Below are 797 nucleotides of genomic sequence, written 5' to 3'. Positions count from 1 at the left end.
GCACTATCTTTTCTGCCAGTAAACGGAAATACATCCGGACCACGCTGACACTGGCAATTCACATTTACTCTGCTCACCTGATTCACCAAAGGATCAATAAGTTCAGCTATTTCTTCATCATCATTACTAAAAATACTTACCTGCTGGCCGTGTGTAGATTCGATAAGGTACTCAATAGTTTCTTCCAGATCATCAAAAGGTACAACGGGTATAACCGGGCCAAACTGCTCTTCGGTATATAATTTCATACCTTTTTTAACCGGGTAAACAATTGCAGGAAATACAAACGATTCATTTGTAGCACCACCATTTTCATTTATCACATGGGCACCATTGGCTATGGCATCTGCAATACACTCCTGTATATATGCAGGTTTATGAGGTTCAGGTAAAGGAGTTAATGATACACCATGCTCCCAGGGCATCCCAAATTTAAGCTGCGCCACAGCTTCAGAAAGCTCCTTTAAAAACACATCAGCAAGGCTGCGATGTATAAATACGATTTTTAACGCCGTACATCTTTGTCCGTTAAACGATAAAGACCCCAACACTGTTTCCTGTACTGCTAACTTTACATCAGCATTTGCAGTTATAATGGCTGCATTTTTAGCATCCAACCCAAGTATTGCACGTAAACGGTTTACTTTAGGATGCAGCTTTTTAAGCTCATTGGCTACCTTACTTGAACCAATAAGGGTTAACACATTTATATCGCCCGATTTCATCAGGTTAGGAATGATCTTATTACCACGACCATATATGGTGTTTACTACGCCTTTCGGGAAACAGTCTCTAAA

The 797-nt window shown here is 40.3% G+C and carries 1 protein-coding gene; it reads right to left on the bottom strand.

Annotation, left to right across the window (positions count from 1 at the left end; all coding sequences use genetic code 11):
* On the bottom strand, nucleotides 1–797 hold a 797-nt coding region (locus AC1DG9_RS27490; RefSeq protein ID WP_477635752.1), incomplete at both ends, for an aldehyde dehydrogenase family protein.

The organism is Pedobacter sp. 05L430, from assembly GCF_056397585.1.
This window is presented reverse-complemented; position numbering and strand designations above follow the sequence as displayed.